Origin of the sequence: Arthrobacter sp. MYb221 (assembly GCF_002979835.1) — a bacterium.
In the GTDB taxonomy this organism is placed as follows: domain Bacteria; phylum Actinomycetota; class Actinomycetes; order Actinomycetales; family Micrococcaceae; genus Glutamicibacter.
Genome location: NZ_PCPW01000002.1, coordinates 354,572 through 370,824 on the forward strand (window position 1 = coordinate 354,572; position 16,253 = coordinate 370,824).

18 protein-coding genes and 1 pseudogene are annotated in these 16,253 nt (G+C 62.8%); 4 read left to right on the forward strand and 15 right to left on the reverse strand.

Going from position 1 to position 16,253, the window contains the following annotated elements:
* Positions 1-29: 29 nt before the first annotated feature.
* Positions 30-1,214, reverse strand: a complete 1,185-nt coding sequence (locus tag CQ015_RS04080) for an MFS transporter (RefSeq protein WP_105553789.1) — start codon at positions 1,212-1,214, stop codon at positions 30-32.
* 113 nt (positions 1,215-1,327) lie between these two features.
* Here CQ015_RS04080 and CQ015_RS04085 point away from each other — a divergent pair, with 113 nt between their 5' ends.
* Both CQ015_RS04085 and CQ015_RS04090 read left to right on the forward strand, forming a co-directional pair.
* Positions 1,328-1,774, forward strand: a complete 447-nt coding sequence (locus CQ015_RS04085; RefSeq protein WP_105649439.1) for a MarR family winged helix-turn-helix transcriptional regulator — start codon at positions 1,328-1,330, stop codon at positions 1,772-1,774.
* A gap of 34 nt (positions 1,775-1,808) precedes the next feature.
* Complete coding sequence (locus CQ015_RS04090) at positions 1,809-2,483, forward strand: HAD family phosphatase (RefSeq protein WP_258137736.1); 675 nt, start codon at positions 1,809-1,811, stop codon at positions 2,481-2,483.
* 77 nt (positions 2,484-2,560) lie between these two features.
* Here CQ015_RS04090 and CQ015_RS04095 read toward each other — a convergent pair.
* From CQ015_RS04095 to CQ015_RS04150, 11 genes and pseudogenes are all read right to left on the reverse strand, one after another.
* Positions 2,561-3,916, reverse strand: a pseudogene (locus CQ015_RS04095) (low temperature requirement protein A).
* 17 nt (positions 3,917-3,933) lie between these two features.
* A complete protein-coding gene (locus CQ015_RS04105; RefSeq protein ID WP_105649442.1) occupies positions 3,934-4,578 on the reverse strand; it encodes an isochorismatase family protein in 645 nt (214 codons plus the stop codon).
* Positions 4,579-4,632: 54 nt separating this feature from the next.
* Entirely contained in the window at positions 4,633-4,827 is a 195-nt protein-coding gene (locus CQ015_RS18890; RefSeq protein ID WP_181150347.1) for a hypothetical protein, read from the reverse strand.
* Positions 4,828-4,894: 67 nt separating this feature from the next.
* Positions 4,895-6,076 (reverse strand): Gfo/Idh/MocA family protein, encoded by a 1,182-nt coding sequence (locus CQ015_RS04115; protein ID WP_105649444.1) that lies wholly within the window; start codon positions 6,074-6,076, stop codon positions 4,895-4,897.
* Between the two features lie 71 nt (positions 6,077-6,147).
* Positions 6,148-7,185 (reverse strand): ABC transporter ATP-binding protein, encoded by a 1,038-nt coding sequence (locus CQ015_RS04120; protein ID WP_105553795.1) that lies wholly within the window; start codon positions 7,183-7,185, stop codon positions 6,148-6,150.
* Positions 7,166-8,182, reverse strand: coding sequence for an ABC transporter ATP-binding protein (locus CQ015_RS04125; protein WP_105553796.1), 1,017 nt, complete (start codon positions 8,180-8,182; stop codon positions 7,166-7,168). Before CQ015_RS04125 ends, CQ015_RS04120 begins: the two co-directional genes overlap by 20 nt.
* Complete coding sequence (locus CQ015_RS04130; protein ID WP_105553797.1) at positions 8,182-9,090, reverse strand: ABC transporter permease; 909 nt, start codon at positions 9,088-9,090, stop codon at positions 8,182-8,184. Before CQ015_RS04130 ends, CQ015_RS04125 begins: the two co-directional genes overlap by 1 nt.
* On the reverse strand, positions 9,087-10,010 hold the full coding sequence (locus CQ015_RS04135) for an ABC transporter permease (protein ID WP_105553798.1): 924 nt from the start codon (positions 10,008-10,010) through the stop codon (positions 9,087-9,089). Before CQ015_RS04135 ends, CQ015_RS04130 begins: the two co-directional genes overlap by 4 nt.
* 79 nt (positions 10,011-10,089) lie before the next feature.
* Positions 10,090-11,685, reverse strand: coding sequence for an ABC transporter substrate-binding protein (locus CQ015_RS04140; RefSeq protein WP_105649445.1), 1,596 nt, complete (start codon positions 11,683-11,685; stop codon positions 10,090-10,092).
* Between the two features lie 126 nt (positions 11,686-11,811).
* A complete protein-coding gene (locus CQ015_RS04145) occupies positions 11,812-12,999 on the reverse strand; it encodes an ROK family protein (RefSeq protein WP_105553800.1) in 1,188 nt (395 codons plus the stop codon).
* A 101-nt stretch (positions 13,000-13,100) separates the two neighbouring features.
* Entirely contained in the window at positions 13,101-14,009 is a 909-nt protein-coding gene (locus tag CQ015_RS04150) for an aminoglycoside phosphotransferase family protein (RefSeq protein ID WP_105649446.1), read from the reverse strand.
* A 115-nt stretch (positions 14,010-14,124) separates the two neighbouring features.
* On the opposite strand from CQ015_RS04150, the gene CQ015_RS04155 reads away from it, so the two are divergent.
* On the forward strand, positions 14,125-14,364 hold the full coding sequence (locus CQ015_RS04155; RefSeq protein ID WP_181150348.1) for a hypothetical protein: 240 nt from the start codon (positions 14,125-14,127) through the stop codon (positions 14,362-14,364).
* On the opposite strand, the gene CQ015_RS04160 is transcribed toward CQ015_RS04155, so the two are convergent.
* Positions 14,361-14,576 (reverse strand): hypothetical protein, encoded by a 216-nt coding sequence (locus CQ015_RS04160; protein WP_105649447.1) that lies wholly within the window; start codon positions 14,574-14,576, stop codon positions 14,361-14,363. The two genes, CQ015_RS04155 and CQ015_RS04160, sit on opposite strands and share 4 nt — an antisense overlap.
* Positions 14,577-14,963: 387 nt before the next feature.
* The gene (locus CQ015_RS18690) at positions 14,964-15,143 is read right to left on the reverse strand and encodes a hypothetical protein (protein WP_146112475.1); all 180 of its coding nucleotides are present in this window, start codon (positions 15,141-15,143) and stop codon (positions 14,964-14,966) included.
* A gap of 137 nt (positions 15,144-15,280) precedes the next feature.
* Here CQ015_RS18690 and CQ015_RS04165 point away from each other — a divergent pair, with 137 nt between their 5' ends.
* Positions 15,281-15,748: a DUF664 domain-containing protein gene (locus CQ015_RS04165; RefSeq protein ID WP_105649448.1), complete on the forward strand. Its 468-nt coding sequence runs from the start codon at positions 15,281-15,283 to the stop codon at positions 15,746-15,748.
* 121 nt (positions 15,749-15,869) lie between these two features.
* Here the strand turns inward: CQ015_RS04165 and CQ015_RS18695 are convergent, their stop codons facing one another.
* On the reverse strand, positions 15,870-16,139 hold the full coding sequence (locus CQ015_RS18695; RefSeq protein ID WP_146114017.1) for a hypothetical protein: 270 nt from the start codon (positions 16,137-16,139) through the stop codon (positions 15,870-15,872).
* Between the last annotated feature and the right edge of the window lie 114 nt (positions 16,140-16,253).

Sequence of the window (16,253 nt, forward strand, 5' to 3'; positions counted from 1 at the left end):
TGAAAGCCCGGTCGGTGAAAGCCTGCGGCCTAGTTTGCTGCCATAACCGCGGTTCGCGCAGTCGACGGCTCCCGCTTGGCCAACGAGGCGGCCAGCAGCATCAACAGCAGCGCGGCGAGGGTGATGGCGGCGCCAATCCAGATCGGCGAGGTGTAGCCAAGCCCCACGGCGATGCCCACCCCGCCGGCCCAAGCGCCGAGGGCATTGCCGACATTAAAGGCGCCGATATTTGCTCCGGAAGCCAGCGTCGGGGCAGTCCCGGCGTAGCGCATGATGCGGCTTTGCAGGCCGGGAACGGTGCCGAAGCCGAATCCACCCATGAGCAGCAGGGCCACGACGGTGGCTATCGGGCTTGCCGCCAGAGCACCGAAGCCCACCAGGACAACAACCAGGGAGGCGATGAAGATCAGCAGCGTGCGGTCGATGTTCCGGTCGGCCATGCGTCCGCCGAACCAATTGCCAACGAATAGCCCCACGCCGAAGAGCACCAGCAGCCATGGGACGGCTCCGGAGGCAAAGCCGGATACTTCGGTCAGCGTGTAGGCGATGTAGGTGAAGGCACCGAACATCCCGCCATAGGCAAGCACCGTGACACCCAGCGAGAGCCACACCTGCAGGGAGGCGAAGGCGCTCAGCTCCCTGCGCAGGGATACCGCTTCGGCGGCATGCCGGAGCACCGGCACCAGAAGCAGGATGCCGATCAGTGCGAGCACCCCGATGCCGGAGATGGCCCAGAAGGTGGAACGCCACCCCGCCTGCTGGCCCAGGAAGGTTCCGAAGGGAACGCCAAGGACATTGGCGGCGGTCAGTCCGGTGAACATGATGGCGATGGCCCGCGCCTTCTTGGCCCCGGGCACCAGATCCGCGGCGACGACGGTGCCGATGCCGAAGAAGGCGCCGTGGCATAGTGCGGCGATCACCCGCCCGATCATGGCCCCCATATAGTCCGGGGCGATGGCGGTGAGCGTATTGCCGATGATGAACAGCACCAGCAGCCCCACCAATACCGGTTTGCGCGGCAGGCGCACGGTGGCGGCGGTCAGCCCGAGAGCGCCGACCACCACGCTCAGCGCGTAGCCGGAGATCAGCCATCCTGCGGCCGCTTCGCTGACGCCGAAGTCCGCCGCCACCTCGGGCAGCAGGCCCATGATCACAAATTCGGTGAGCCCGATGCCGAAGGCACCTAGGGCCAGCGCGATGAGTCCCAGTGGCATTTGCTTACTCCTGATAAACTTGAACAATAGTTGCAGACGCTTGTTATTGCGCCGATGGGTTAAATAGTTGCACACGCAACTAATGCGCGCAAGCAATCATTTTGGAGGATGAAGTGGGAATCGCAGACGACGCGGTCGAAATCCGTGCCCACGGGTGGCGTACATTGGCGGCCTTGCACGGAATTATCGAGTCCGCACTGGAAAAAGACCTCAGCGCAGAAGTCGGCTTGTCTGTGGTGGAGTACACACTTCTGGACGCGCTGAACCGGCAGGACGGCTGGCATATGCGCATGGCGCAACTGGCCCGGGCGACCGCGCTGAGCCCCAGCGCCACCACACGCCTGGTGACCCGTTTGGAAGATCGCGCCCTGCTCTCCCGGGTGCTCTGCGCCGATGACCGACGCGGCATCTACACCGAGCTGACGCACGCCGGCCAGCAGCTTTACCGCAAGGCGAAGCCAATTCACGACGCAACCCTGGAACGCGTGCTCAAGGAGGCCGAGCAGCAGCCCGAACTCGCACCGCTAGCCCGGATCCTGCCTCAGTTCCCTTCCGCCTAGCCCTCTGCCACTTCCGCGAAAGGCCACAACCATCGTGATACCCCGCTTCTCCGCCGTGCTTTTCGACTGCGACGGCGTCCTCGTAGACTCCGAACTGATCACCAATTCGGTCCTCCGCACTATGCTGCTCGAGCTGGGCTGGGAGATCGGCGTGCAGGATTGCCTAGAGATTTTTATCGGCAAGGCACTGAAGGACCAATGGGAACCGATTTTCGCGCACACCGGATTCCGCATCGACGGTGCGTGGCTCACCAGATTCCGCGCACGCCGAGATGATGCGCTGCGCAGCGCGCTGGCCCCGATCGACGGCGCGGCCCACGCGGTAGCCGCGATCGCCAAGACCTACGGGTCAAAGATCGCCTGCGCCACCGGCGCGGATCGAGGCAAAGTGGAAATGCAGCTTTCGGTTACCGGCCTGGCCCCCTGGTTTGGAGATCGCGTATTCAGCGGCATGGAGTATCCGCGCAGCAAGCCAGCACCGGATGTGTATCTGGCAGCCGCCGCGGCTCTGCAAATTGACCCGCTTCAGGCGCTGGTCATCGAGGATACCGTCACCGGAGTCACCGCCGGGGTGGCAGCCGGCGCCACGGTGTTCGGCTTCGCCAATGGCGGTCCCAGCAGCACCGCGGCCGAGGACCTGCTGGCGGCCGGGGCAAGCCGGATTTTCAGCAGCATGGACCAACTGCACGCGCTGACCATCAAGGATTAGCGTCCCGGGTCTCTGGCCGGGATTACGCAGCCGACGCCGCCGGCGGCGTGCGTCACCGTGTTTCCGAAAGTGCTCAACTACCGCGCCGGATGCTGCAGCGCACGGTCGAGGGTCACCGCCAGCTTTCGCCAATAACCTAGTTCATACACGACAATCACGGTGAGCGGCGAGCACAGCAGCACCAGCAGGCAAGCCCAGACCGGAAGGCCCCATTGGCTCAGCAGGACCGCAGCCAGCGGCATCAGAAACGTCGGTAGATGCGCCAGGGTAAACATCGCAGCGTCCAGCAACCAGGTCAGCAACGAGGCGATGATCAGCATGAAGATGAATACCGGAATCGCCAAGGCGAGGATCACCACGACCGGATCCGTGGCGGCCTGCGGGTCATAGGCGTAGCCGACCGTATGCAGCCCGGCACCAATCGCGGCGATGCATGTGAACAGGGCAATATGACCGTAAATCCACGCGGAAGCCTTGTCGCGCCGCTGATGCAGGACCGGCCCGGAGGGCAGCTGAAAGTATGCCCACCACAGGCTGAAAGAGATCAGCACGCCTACCGAGACCACCACCACGCTCTCAAAGCTCCAATTAGAGCCCGCCGAGATCGCGCGGGCCGCCGCCAGCGTTCCCACGATGCATTCGCCGAGAGCGATGATGGCCATCAAGCCATAGCGTTCGGCAATGTGGTGGGCATGCCAGGGAATGCCTGATTCGCCGCGCCGACGGGCCTCCTTCTCGGCAATCAATGGCGCACTGAAATCGATGACCCAGAAAATCGCCAGGCAGACCAAGGCCGGAACCAGCGACAGCGGAAGGAAAAGGAACGAGGTCCAGCCGATCTGCGCGATGCCCACGCCGATAGCGTTTCCGCGGGCCACCACTCGGTGCTGCGGGTCCTGCCGGGCGACTCGCAGCCATTGCCCGATCAGCGCGATGCGCATGACTATGTAGCCGACTACCATCACATTGGCATCCAGCACCGCCCCATGATCTATGGATTGGAACATCATCGGGATGCCGACCGCCAGCACGATGACGCCCGCCATCTGCACCAGCGTCAGGCTCCTGAACAGCCAATCGTCATTATCGAAGGCCGAGGCCAACCAGGCATAGTTGGCCTAGGCCCAGACGATCGCCAAGCAGGCGATGACAAAGGAAACGATGGCCGGCAGATAATGGCCTACCTCGATGCCGTGGGCCAGCTCGCTACCGGCCACGCCGAAGGCGGTGACGAAGGTCAGGTCGAAGAATAACTCCAGGGTGCTGGCGGACCTGTTTTTCTCCTGCGGATCCCGGCCGCGCATGCGCCGCAGGCCATGCTGGTAGAAATTATCTCCCGTGCTTACGGTCATCGATACAGCCTTTTCGAACGGCAACTTGCGAACAGCAATAGAATATTGGACCGAACACTGAAATACGCAAGCAACCGCCATCGACCACCGCTTCTTTGCTACTTCCCGGCAGCGTCAAGCTCGTGCTTCAGCGGGAAGTACCAGCGCATGATCTCGCGCAATTTATCCGAGTCACCGCGTGCCCAATTACGCATCAGCTCCCCGCCGAAAGAAATCGCGGTCACCGGCTGTGCGCCGGCCGAGATCATCCGGTCGAAGGCCCGATCGTGGGCCACCTGCGAAATTCCTCCCACGGCATCGGCTACCGGGTAGACCTCGTATCCTTCGGCCAGCATGTCCAAGGTCGGGAAGGTCAGGCAGACTTCGGTCCACAGCCCGGCCATCACCACCTTGCGGCGGCCGCTGCCCTCGATGGCCCCACGAAATTCGGCGTCCTCCCACGCGTTGACACCGCTGCGGTCAATCTCCGGCACTCCGGGCAGCTCGTCCTTGATGTGCTGCGCGGTGCCCTCGTTCACGCCCATGTCCACGCCGACCGTGGAGAGCACCACCGGAATCTCGTATTTCATGGCCAGGCGGCACAGCGCCACGACGTTCAAGTCGATCCGCTCACGGGTGGCCGAGGTGACGGTGCCGTACTGCTCGGGCTGGTAATCGATCAGCGCCAAGACGCAGTTCTGCGGTGTCAGCAAGTGATCGTGCGCTTGATCGCGGATCGGTTCCGGCGAGGTCTTCTTGGACATCTGCTTCTCCTTCAGGGCCTATGCACCAACGAAAAGGGGTACGTGGAAAACACGTTATCCTACGCGGTGCGGCGGAACCAGAGGCCAGAGCGAGGCGCGCGCGAATGCCTTCGGCCCATTGGACCGGCCCAAGGCAGGCGCCTGGGCGGCAAGGCGCGGCTGCACCGCCAATGCGGGGTTCTCCTCCGGCTCCAGTTGCACCATTGCGCCAGGTGGCACACTCTTGCGCGCCGGGACCAGACGGATCACCCATCGAATCCCGCCCGGCCGCGGTTCCGCCGAGCGTTCGGAAGCCACCTGGCCAAATGACGGCTCCCTAGTTGACGTTCTGCGCCTGCTGGTCCGCTTCGAAGTAGCTGACCAGGCCTTCCTCCAGACCGGGAATCTGCAGCGTCTGCCCCGACGAGCGCAGCGAACGGGCACCCAAATCACCCACGGCGACGGCAGCCCGGGCAGCCAGCGGCGAGGTTTCGGTCGCTCCCCCATCACGGGCGAAACGCAGGAATTCGGCGATCAGATTCGGGTCGGCGCCGCCGTGGCCCGCATCATCACCCTTGATCTCAACCTTCAGATCCGGTTCGGCGAAACCATGCGTGGTGCGGGTGTTCCACACGTGGATGAAGTCCCCGGGGCCGTCACCGAAGTTCTCCAACCTTCCGGCGCTGCCGATGACCGTGTAATTGCGCCAGTAGTCGGGGGTGAAATGGCACTGCTGATAGGAGGCCAGCACCCCGTTATCCAGCTTCATCTGAACCATCGACAGATCCTCCACATCAAGCTTCGGGTTCAGGCCGCGCTGCGCGGACGGCGGCCAGTTCTCCAGGGAGAACCAGTCGCGCAGGCGCAGGTCCGCATTGTTCCGCCGGTCCTCCACCTGGCCGTAGACCGCCAGCGATCCGACGCCGGAGACCTGGGTGCTGTAGCCGTTGGCCAGCCAGTGGATGACATCGATATCGTGGGCCCCTTTCTGCAAGAGCAAGCTATTGCTGTATTGGCGTTCGGCGTGCCAGTCCTTGAAATAGTAATCTCCGCCGTTGCCCACGAAGTGCCGGCACCACACGGCCTTCACCTCGCCGATGGCGCCCTGTTCGATCAGCTGCTTCATCTGCCAGATCACCGGCATATGGCGCATATTGTGCCCGACGTACAATCTGGTGCCGGTGCGCTGGGCGGCGGCCAGGATCTCGTCGGCGCGCTCCAGGGTGATGTCCAGGGGCTTTTCGACAAAGGTGGGGATGCCCGCTTCCAGCGTGCGGAGCACGACGTCGCGGTGCGTGAAATCCGGGGTGAGGACCAGGACCGCGTCGAGGCCGGCGTCCAGCAATACCTGCAGGTCCGCGGTGACTTCCGCCTCGGGCAAGGCCGCCCGGGCATCCTCGCGGCCGCGCTCGCTGGTATCGCAGACGATCCGGACCACGCTGCCTTCCTCCGGACGTTGCAGGTAGCGGTGCAGCGAAGCCCGAAGTCCGAAGCCGACGATTCCGACCTTGAGGTCCATGTAGTTCTCCTTTTGATTGGCGCCCTTGCGGCGCGCAGCAAATATTTGATGACCGGATGAAGCCGGCGCGGCTAGCCTGAGCCGAGGTTCAGCGGGCCGGGGAAGAAGCAGCGGGCCGCATGATCACCCTGCAGCGGGTCCAGCCGCGGCTCGGAGGCGGCGCAGCTGGGTTGCGCGATGGGACAGCGGGTATGGAATCGGCACCCCGTCGGCGGGTCGATGGGCGAGGGCGGATCCCCCTGCAGCAGGATCAATTCACGCGGTGTGCTCGAACCCTGCCGGAGTTCGGGCGCCGCGGAGAGCAGCGCCTGGGTGTAGGGGTGGGCGCTGTGCTCATAGACCCTGTCGTAGCTTCCGGATTCGACCACCTTGCCCAGATACATCGTCGCGACGCTGTCCGAGATATGCCGGACAATCTGCAGGTCGTGGGCGATGAACACGAAGGTCAACCCGAGTTCCTGCTGCAGATCCTGAAGCAGGTTGACCACCTGGGCGCGCACCGACACATCCAGGGCCGAGACCGCCTCATCGCAGATCAGCACCCGGGGATTCAGCGCAATGCCGCGGGCAATGCCGATGCGCTGCTGCTGGCCGCCGGAGAAGTTATGCGGATAGCGGCTCAAATGATCCGGGTTCAGCCCCACCAATTCCATCAGCTCCGCGATCTTCGCCCGCCGCCGGGCACGGGGCACCAGATCGGGATGGATTTCGAAGGGTTCGAGCAGGATCTGCTCGATGGTCATCCGCGGATCGAGCGAAGCGTAGGGATCCTGGAAGATGAGCTGGATGTTCCGGCGCATCAGGGCACGCTCGGCACGCTGCAGCTCGTTGATGTCCACCCCGTCAAAGAGCACCTGGCCTTCGCTGGGCTTTTCCAGCCCGGAGAGGATGCGGGCAAGTGTGGACTTCCCGCAGCCGCTCTCACCGATGATCCCCAGCGTCTGCCCGGCGGGCACCTGCAGGTCCACCCCGTCCAGCGCCTTGAGCACCTTCTTCGCTCCGAAGGGCAGCGGCCGGGCTACCGGATAGTGCATCCTGATATCGCGCAGTTCCATAATCGGTCCGGATGCTGTCTTGCCGGTCCGCGGCTCAGTGGCTGTATGCGGCATGACTCGGTACCTCCTGGGAATGGAAACAGGCCGATTGGCGTCCGGCCGAGATGGCCTCCAGCGCGGGCACGGCGGCGGTGCAGGCTTCGTCGGCCAGGAAACACCGGTTGGCGAACGAGCAGCCCACGGGAATGTTCAACAGGTCCGGCGGGCTGCCGGGAATCGCCGGAAGCCGGTGACCCTTGAGCGCTTCACTGGCCACGGATTCGGCGAGCCCCCGGGTATAGGGGTGGCGCGGCGCGGAAAGCACCTGGGCGGTCGGCCCCTGCTCGATGATCCGTCCGGCATACATGACCGCTACCTGGTCGGTGACCTCGCGCACCACCGAAATATCGTGGGTGATCAGGATCAGGCCCATATTGTTCTCCGCCTGCTGCTCCTTGAGCAGCTCCAGAATCTGGGCCTGCACGGTCACATCCAGGGCGGTGGTCGGTTCGTCGGCGATCAGCAGTTCGGGTCCCAAGGCCAGCGCCATGGCAATGACAATGCGCTGGCGCATGCCGCCGGAGAATTGGTGCGGGTAGTCGTTCACCCGGCTGGCCGCGGCCGGGATGCGCACCCGGTCCATCATCTCGATGGCCGCGGCCTTCGCGGCCTTGCGGCTGTAGCCGCGGTGCACCCGGAACAGCTCGCCGATCTGCCGGCCCACCGGATGCACCGGGTTCAGGGCGCTGAGCGCGTCCTGGAACACCATGGACATGCACGGGCCGGTCAGCTGCCGGCGGCGTTTGGCGCCGATGGACAGCAGGTCTTCGCCGTTGAGCAGGATTTCGCCGCCGGCGACCCTGGCCGGAGGGGTGTCGAGCAACCCCATGATGGTCCGGGCGGTCACCGACTTGCCGGATCCCGACTCGCCCAGGATGCCCAGGCACTGGCCGGCGGCAAGCTGCAGGTCGACGCCGTTGATGGCGGTCGCGGTGCCCTGAGGCGTGGCGAACTGGACGCGCAGGTCGCGGATTTCCAGCAGTGGCCGCGGGGCGTGGTGCGGTTGCCTCATTACTTTCCTTTCGGGTCGAATTCGTCGCGCAGCGCTTCGCCGAAGAGCACGAAGCCGAGCACCGTTATGGTCAGGAAGATCGCGGGGAAGAGCAGCAGGTGCGGTGCGGCGTCGATGTAGTCGCGGGCGGCCGCCAGCTGCAATCCCCAGGAGACCGCCGGCGGGGTCAGCCCGATGCCGATGAAGGTCAGCCCGGCTTCCGCGGAGATCATGCCGCCCACCCCGAGGGTCTGCAGCACCAGCAGCGGGGTGACGGCGTTGGGCACGATGTGCTTGGCGATAATGCGCCGGTTGCCGGCGCCGAGCAGCCGGGCGGCCTGCACATATTCGCGGTGCCGGATCTCGAGCACCGAGGAGCGCATGAAGCGCACCCCGCCGGGCCAGCTGAACAGTGCCAGCGCGAAGATCACGGTCCAGATATTGCGCTGGCCGAACAGCTGCAGCACCACGATCGCCGCCAGGATGAACGGCAGGCCGAAGGCCATATCGCAGATGCGGGAAATGACCGCGTCCACCCAGCCTCCGAAGTAGCCGGCGATCGCGCCCACCAGGGCGGCAATGGCGAAGGCGATGGCCGAGACCACGATGCCCACCAGGATGGAGGCCCTGGCCCCGTAGATCACGTTCGTGTAGTAGTCGCAGCCCTGGATGTCGATGCCGAAGAGATGCGCGGCGCTCGGGGCCTGGTTGGAGAGCATGATGTCGCAGTTCTCGGTCGGTCCGGCGCCGAATCCGGTGAACAGCTGCGGAAAGGCCGCCATGATGATCATCAGCAGCACGATCGTGCCGGAGATGGCCAGCCGGGGGCGCAGCCACCAGCGCCGGTGGGCGCCGCGGCTCGGAGCCGGGGCCCGGTCCACCGCCTGGGCGCCGTCGCCGGGGCCGATTGTTGTGCTTGTCGCGCTCATATTCTCACCCGTGGATCGATTAGGCCGTAGGTCAGGTCAACCAGGAGGTTGAAGACCAGGTAGACCAGCACCAGCAGGGTGGCGATGCCCACCACCACGGTGCCTTCCTTGTTGTTGATGGAGGAGACCATCAGCCCGCCGATGCCCGGCAGATTGAAGATGGCCTCGATGATCACTGCCCCGCCGAGCATCCCGGCCAGGCTCAGGCCCAGGTAGGTGACCACCGGGATCATGGCGTTGCGCAGCGCGTGGCCCCAGATGATGCGCCGCGGAGTAAGGCCCTTGGCCTTCGCGGTTCGCAGGTACTCGGCGCGCAGGACGTCCACCAGCGAGGTGCGGGTCAGCCTGGCCAGGCCGGCGGCGGCCTCCAGCGCCATCACCAGGGCGGGCAGGATGAAGGCCATCGGCCATCCGGCGCGGATGCCGGCCGGATCGACCCAGCCCAGGTGCACGCCGAAGTAGGTTTGGGCGCCCAGCGCGATGACGAACCCCGGCACCCCCATGAACAGGACCGTGAAGACCAGTGCGAAGTGGTCCCCGGTTTTCCCGGCACGCAACCCGCCGTAGACCCCGATGAGCAGGCCGATGAAAAGCTTGAGCACCCATGCGGTCAGGGCGAGGGCCAGCGTGGTTGGCAGGCGTTCCAGGATCAGTCCCAGCACCGGGCGGCCGAAGAAGTCGATGCCGAAATCGCCGCGGAAGACGCCGAGGATGTAGTTTCCGTACTGGACGAAAAAGGGATCATCCAGATGGTAGGCCTGGCGGATCTGCGCCACGGTGGCTTCCGGCAAGGGACGCTCCCCGGTCAATGCCGAAATCGGGTCACCGGGCATCAGGAAGGTCAACGCGTAGATGATGAATGTGGCGCCGAGCAGCACCGGGATCATCTGCCCGATACGCCGAACGGTATAGCCCAGCATGGGTACTCCCTCATCACAATAGGTGGCTGGCGCGGCCGCAAGATCTTCGCGCGGCCGCACCAGCCAAACGGAACCGTTGCTAGCAGCCGTAGCCGGCGCGGTAGTACTGCAGGTCTCCCTGGACGTCGTTCAGCTGCGCGCACTGCGATTGGAGTCCGTAGTCGGTGGGGATGAACAGCGGGATCGCCGGCAGATCCTCGACGATGATCGCCTCGGCTTCGGTGTAGAGCTTCGCGGCCTTGGCTTCGTCCATTTCCGCGCGGGCCGCACGCAGCAGCGTGTCGACCTTGTCGTTCGAGTAGCCGGTCACCGTGTTGCCGTCTCCCCCGGTCTCGTACTGGCTCAGGTACTGGTCCGGCGACATGTAGGACCAGCCCCACAGGCCGAACACGGCTCCATCGAGCTTCTGGCTGTTGCGGCGTTCGGAAAGCTCGGTGCCCAGGGTGGGCTTCAGCTGCACCTTGATGCCCAGGTTGTCCTGGATCTGCTTGGTCAGCGCTTGGACCAGCTGCTGGTCCGAGGCGGAGTTGCTCTCGATGATCAGCGTGCCGTCAAACCCGCCGTCCTCGGCCAGGATCTTCTTGGCCCGCTCCGGGTCGAAGACGCAGTCGGCGCAGGAGCCGGACACATAGGAACCCAGCGACGGAGGCACCAGCGAATCCGAGGTTTGCGCATGGCCCTTGAGCAGCGAGGCGGCAATGGCTTCGCGGTCGATGGACAGCGAGATGGCCCGGCGCAATGCCGGGGACTTCAGTTCCTCGACGTATTCGGGGATCTGCAGCGTCTGCTGCTTGGAGGCGGTTTCCACCTCGTAGAGGGCCTGTTCGCCCAGCTGGTTCTTCGCTTTGTCGACCATGGTCGCCGGCACATTGCGGATCATGTCGAGGTTTCCGGCGGTCATGTCGGTGTAGGCGGCATCCACCGCGGTGTAGATCTTGCCGACCAGCTTGTCCGCACCGCCGGAGAATCCTTCGGCGCCCTTGAAGCCGTCCCATTTCTCCAGGACGACCTGTTGGTTATGGTCCCAGGAGATGAACTTGTAGGGGCCGTTGGAGACCGGGGACTGCTCGTAGGCGTCCAGGTCTTCGAAGGCGGATTTCGGCATGGGGCAGGTCGGATTGGTGCTCAACAGCTTCGGGAAGTCGGCGTTCGGCGCATTCAGGGTGACCCTCAGTCGGGTTTCGTCGACAACCTCCACCCCGGAGAGCTTTTCGGTCGAAGCCTTGCTGCCATCGGTCGGGTTCAGTTCTTCGTAGCCCTTGAAGGAGACGAAGGTACCGTTGCCTTGCCAGGCGTTGGAGCCGGTGGCTGTCGCGTTCCAGGCCTCGGCGAAGGAGTGTGCGGTGACCGGCGTGCCATCGTGGAAGGTCCATCCGTCCTGCAGTTCGATGTCCCAGACCTTGGCGTCCTGGCTGGTGACGGACTTGGCGGCCAATGGCTCCAGTTTCTGGCTCTGGGAGTTGACCTCCATCAGGTTCGCGCAGAGCGCCATGCCGATCTGGCTTCCGGGTTCCTTCTGCGGAGTGATGCTTTTTGGTTCCGTCGACATGAATGTCAAGGTCGCGTCTGATCCTTCGGCGCCGGTTGCGGCCGTGCTCGACGATGAGCATCCCGTGGCGAGGAGCGCCAATGAGGCCACCCCCGCAACGAACGCGATTTTCTTGGATTGTTTCATCCTTTTCCTCCCTGATTTACGGCATTCCGGGCACGAGCGCCAAGGCAGTGGCTGCCGTCACATTTATTTATTTTATGAAATAAAGTAAACACGATAGGAGGATGATGTCAACAGTTGTGCATGAAATTACTTGCGGATTGCCTCGGCGTGCATCCGCTCGATGAAGCTCAGCGGGTTGCTCAGCACTTCGTTAACCATGATGCTGGCGGCAAAAATGGACAGCGATAGTTCATGATCGCTGGAGTAGACCACCCGCTGGGCGGCCAGCGGTCCTTGCAACGACCGGCTGGCCACGACAGACTGCACCCCGGCCAGGGTTTCGGGACGCTCGGCTGGCGTACCGGCAATCACCAGCAGCCCGGGGTCAAGCAGGTCGAATACGGTAGCGGCGGCGTGCGCCACAAAACCGTTCCGTTCGGTGACCAGCGAGCGGATCTGCTCATCTCCGGCATCATAAAGCCGGTCGATATCCCCATAGTCCTTGACGTCCAGCCTCCCCGCCTCGTGGGCGCGACGCACCGTCGCTTCATCCGTGGCCATCACCTGCAGGCACCCGCGGCGTCCGCAGGCACAGGGATATCCTGCGTCGCTGACCTGCAGATGAGCAATGTTCCCGGCATGCTGCGACCATCCGGCACGGATCTGTCCATTGCTGACCAGCACCGCCCCGAGATCGGAGGTAATCACCATGAGCAGGAAATCTGATTCCCTGGCTCCATGTCCGTAAAAGAGTTCGGATTGCGCCGCAGCTCTGGCATTGTTATCCAAGATCAGCGGCTGGGGCAGGTCAGCTAGCATGCTGACCGCCGGAACCTCACTCCATCCTGCGCCCTGGTTCTCGACGATTCGGCCATTGATCCGGTCGACAATGCCACCGGTCGCGACTCCCGTCCCGAGGATCTGACGCCCCTTGGCGTGCTCGGCTATGAGCAGGTTCGCCTGTTCGATGATCAGCGCAAACGAGGCTTCGGCATCCAGTCCCGCGTGCGGAACGAGGACCGACGCCTTGGAGATTCCGTCCAATCCGGTCAACACCACGCCGGTAACCCGCGGGCCGAGGTGGATGCCCATGACCAGGTTCGATTCGCTGTCCACGCTCAGCGGAACGCGGGGCCTGCCCTGGCCCGCGGCCACCGCATCGGCCTCGGCAATCAGCTGGTGATCCAGCAAGCTGGCGGCAATGCTCGTGACCGAGGCGGCGCTAATGCCGATTGCGTCGGCAATTTCCTTGCGTGAGCGCCCGGGAGAAGCGAAGGTTTCGCGCAGCACCGACGCAAAATTCCGAGCGCGGGCCGGATCGGTCCTACGGCTCATGGCAGGGGCACCTTTCTTCCAGAATATTCCTTTTGTCTAGGAATGCTTTCATCATTCTTTCATCTGTACAGCAGACTTGCGCATCTGCCGGCCTGGCAGGCTCACGCCTCCAGCAGCACCTTCAGGGTATCCCGGCCGATTTTTCCCAAGGGATCGGCTGCGCCCAGTGGCGCGGTGAGCATGGCGTAGCGCAGCGCCCAACCACGGGCACGCAACCTCATTGACATGCCGCGATCGACGCTGTACCTCTGCAACGCTTGCTCCCGCGGCTCCTCGGTAAAATGCATCCACAGCATCCCCAAATCCGAAGCTGGATCTCCGGCGCAGAGATCTCCGAAATCCACCAGGGCGGACAGCTCGGCCCTGCCCGCAACGGTGGTCACAATCGAATTGTGTGGATGCGGATCACCGTGGAGCCAGCGTGGCGGCCCTCCATAGGCTTCGGCCTCCAGCGACTGCTCCCAGATGCGTTGCGCACCACGCCGGTACGTCGCTGGAAGCTGGGAGATTTGCTCCCTGGTGCGCCGGTCCACGGCTTGCAATTCGCAGCCCCTGAATTCACTGCGTGGCGCATCCTCCGGAGCCGGGCCATGCAACGCCAGCAGGTAGTCGATAAAAGCCGGTGCGTAGGCATCACGTTGCGTTCGCCCCAGCGTCGCGGCGCTGATGCCAGGCACGTACCGGCAGATCGAAAAGGTGAACGGGTAGTTCGCGGACGGCTCGCCGATGAATACCGCAGCCCCCACCTCCAAACCGCTGTCGGACGACAGGCGAGGCAACCATCTGCGCTCCTTGTGCCCGATCTTTTCGGCCAGCGCACGTCGAGGCAATCGCACCAACAGGTCTTCACCCAAACGGTAAACCTCATTATCCCAGCCGGTGGCCAGATACGTCAGGGGCTTCCCGGCCCACTGGCGTGCCTGCGCGAGGATCAATTCGCGCACCAGGTCCCGGTCAATAGACACTTCGGCCGCCGGCATAGCCGAAACCGGCATTTCTTGGAAGGTCATTGCTCCATGCTAAATCAATCCCGCCAAAGCGACCGTTCCCATTCCGCTTGGGACGGCCATCCCCGAGCAGTGAGGTAGCCCCCGCACCCGTGTGGGCACCGCCTGGGTATACGACGTGCAAGGCATCCTCGGCGAAGGACCCTCCTGGTGGTGGAACCCGCTGTCCTTCGTCACCGATATGAAATCGGCGGTGAAACTGGCCGAGGTGTTCATTGCTCCGGAAACCTCAGCCGGTGCCAAATCCGACGCTTATTTCGAGTCGGACGGTAAACGTCTGCTCTCGCATTTCTTGTTTGCTGCGGCCATTGCGAACCGCTCCATCACAGAATTGATCGCCTGGGCGCAATGCGCCTAGTTTCCTTCATTACCTTCGTTGCTTTTCCGCTTCTTGCTCTTCATCTTGCACAGCGGGGCGATGGCACCGATGAGCATCATTGAGATAACAAAAAATGCCATTTCTCCGAAGGATCGCTGGTCGCCGATGTTGTAGCGGATCGCTTCTGCTGCGGTGCCCAGCGCAAAGCCGAGAAGCATCCCGAATAAAGACGCTTTGTTGGTCGAACGCATTGCCTGTCCCCTGTGAACATCTCGTTGTTTCGTTGATCAGTTTTGGCTATTCGATAATCACCGCTTTCTTCGCGAAGATATATAGCACAAAACTAAAGGTGGTTCACTTGATCGAATTAATTCAATTCTAACTACAATCAGCAACCTTACTAAGGAGTAGCAAACGCAGTCAACGCCAACACTCTCATACTTTAGTAAGAGGGCAACGCGCCAAAGCCTTTGCCATCGACCAAGCGCGTTGATTCATCAAAAGCACTCATGAAATGAAGCATTATTGGAAACGAAGGCGGAGGCTCAATGCTTAGAACCCACCGGCAATTATGAGGTTGCTGAGTCCGAGTGGGCACCCAAATGTTTGGCCGGCCGAAAGCTCGGCGAGACGTTGTTTTACTTTAATCCACCGTTGCTGTTCCGGCTGCTGCGGGTACGTGCATCCTGGGACTCCCAGGCTACGAGTCCGCCGGCCGAGGGAAGCAGGAGCAATGCGGGCAACCACTGCCAGATGATCAACAGCACCATCGCCAGGAGGAGCATCGCCAACGCAGCGATTCGCGGCCAAGCACTCATGATTCGCCCACTCTCTAGAAAACACCCAGGGTCATTGAAGTCGTTATTCGAGGCAGTCTACCTTCGATGCATCGCGGGCAGTAGATATCGGCGCTAGAGCATCAAGTTGCTGACCTCGGGCAGGCTAGAATCACTGCATGCCCAGCCACTCACCAAGCGAACAGATCCTCGTCCAGCTGCTCCTGGAAAAGTTCGATCAGATTATCGAAATTATCGCCCAGCTGCCGGAGGAACTGTCCAATACCCGCCCGGGGATTCCCGGCGGCAACTCACCCATCCAGCTCTTGGTGCACTGCTGCGGGATGATGCGCCGCTGGTCTTCAACGGTGAATCTAGGGGTAGCAATTCCCCGCGATCGAGCGGCCGAATTCACCGCGACCCTCCCCACCGTGCAAGCACTGGCCCATGCTGCCGCAGTGCGTGCAGAATTCGCCGCCGACTTGGCGCAGACCGAGATGCAAGCCAGTCCGGCTTCGTTGCCAGCTGGCCGCGAGGACGAATACTTCGCACAAACCTGCCAGGGGGTTCTGCTGCACGTATTGGAAGAGTTCTGCCAGCATCTAGGACACCTCGAGATCACCCGGGACCTGCTGCTCGCCGGTTGACGCTGAGCCTCCGGCAAGTCTCCTTCACGCCCTTGCCCCGCGCGTTCGAACACTGGACTTTAACTCCACCGACTGCATAATTCCATGGAATATAGCCTTTCACCGCACGTTCAGAGGGATTTTAATCATCCAAATTGACGATAGCCATGGCCGCCAAAGCAACGTATTGTGAAGATGGTAGTTCTAATAGGAACCAGTCAGTTTGAACTTGGATTGAACTACCTGACATGCACAGAAGGGCTTCGTGAGTCGCATGCTTGCTTGGTTTGGCTTGGACGGAAAAGCCAAAAACGAATCGGAACCACCAGGCGATGGCGTGAGCGAAAAAACTAAATGGGGGTCCCTGCTCCTCTGCCTCGCTTTGGCATTTGCGGTTTTTGCCGTGGCTCATTGGCTACTTGGCGGCGCTTTAGGCTTTGCATCCTATGTGCCCGGAATATGCGCCGCAGGCACCCTTCTCATTGGTTCGCTCATTTCCGAACACTCCCTAGCCCGCGGCGAAGGC

Coding starts and splice junctions, on each gene's coding strand:
- CQ015_RS04145 (WP_105553800.1), bottom strand. CDS start 12,999: ATGAGCCGTAGGACCGATCCGGCCCGCGCTCGGAATTTTGCGTCGGTG.
- CQ015_RS18695 (WP_146114017.1), bottom strand. CDS start 16,139: ATGAGCCACGGCAAAAACCGCAAATGCCAAAGCGAGGCAGAGGAGCAG.
- CQ015_RS18690 (WP_146112475.1), bottom strand. CDS start 15,143: ATGAGTGCTTGGCCGCGAATCGCTGCGTTGGCGATGCTCCTCCTGGCG.
- CQ015_RS04165 (WP_105649448.1), top strand. CDS start 15,281: ATGCCCAGCCACTCACCAAGCGAACAGATCCTCGTCCAGCTGCTCCTG.
- CQ015_RS04125 (WP_105553796.1), bottom strand. CDS start 8,182: ATGAGGCAACCGCACCACGCCCCGCGGCCACTGCTGGAAATCCGCGAC.
- CQ015_RS04115 (WP_105649444.1), bottom strand. CDS start 6,076: ATGGACCTCAAGGTCGGAATCGTCGGCTTCGGACTTCGGGCTTCGCTG.
- CQ015_RS04130 (WP_105553797.1), bottom strand. CDS start 9,090: ATGAGCGCGACAAGCACAACAATCGGCCCCGGCGACGGCGCCCAGGCG.
- CQ015_RS04140 (WP_105649445.1), bottom strand. CDS start 11,685: ATGAAACAATCCAAGAAAATCGCGTTCGTTGCGGGGGTGGCCTCATTG.
- CQ015_RS04150 (WP_105649446.1), bottom strand. CDS start 14,009: ATGACCTTCCAAGAAATGCCGGTTTCGGCTATGCCGGCGGCCGAAGTG.
- CQ015_RS04105 (WP_105649442.1), bottom strand. CDS start 4,578: ATGTCCAAGAAGACCTCGCCGGAACCGATCCGCGATCAAGCGCACGAT.
- CQ015_RS04120 (WP_105553795.1), bottom strand. CDS start 7,185: ATGCCGCATACAGCCACTGAGCCGCGGACCGGCAAGACAGCATCCGGA.
- CQ015_RS04135 (WP_105553798.1), bottom strand. CDS start 10,010: ATGCTGGGCTATACCGTTCGGCGTATCGGGCAGATGATCCCGGTGCTG.
- CQ015_RS04080 (WP_105553789.1), bottom strand. CDS start 1,214: ATGCCACTGGGACTCATCGCGCTGGCCCTAGGTGCCTTCGGCATCGGG.
- CQ015_RS04160 (WP_105649447.1), bottom strand. CDS start 14,576: ATGCGTTCGACCAACAAAGCGTCTTTATTCGGGATGCTTCTCGGCTTT.